Source organism: Paraburkholderia sp. SIMBA_053 (genome assembly GCF_046534895.1).
Lineage (GTDB): Bacteria > Pseudomonadota > Gammaproteobacteria > Burkholderiales > Burkholderiaceae > Paraburkholderia > Paraburkholderia caledonica.
In genome coordinates this window covers 1-264 of sequence record NZ_JAWRXU010000900.1, presented here as the reverse complement: position 1 = coordinate 264, position 264 = coordinate 1, and the positions used below count along the sequence as shown (strand labels likewise).

1 protein-coding gene is annotated in these 264 nt (G+C 60.6%); it reads left to right on the top strand.

Going from position 1 to position 264, the window contains the following annotated elements; all coding sequences use genetic code 11:
• Positions 1-264, top strand: a 264-nt coding sequence (locus SB753_RS38215) for a hypothetical protein (protein ID WP_410805312.1), incomplete at both ends; no start/stop codon positions are given.

The following is a 264-nucleotide window of genomic DNA, read 5'->3' as shown; positions in this document are numbered from 1 at the left end:
CGCAGGAGCAGAGCTGTCTCGCGACCAACTGGACCCGGACCGACGACGAGAACTCGACGCCCGAGGATCGGCTCGGTTTCTCGGTGCTGCCATCGGTGCTCGTTCTGCAGCTCCACCGTTCGCCGAAGATCTTTGGCGAACATGATCAGCACTCCGAGCACCCACTCGGCGATTGGGCGCTCACACACTCCCCTCGAGTTGGTGACCACGATGTCGCTATGGACGATCTCTTCAGTGAGCAGAACATCGACACCAATGCTGGAG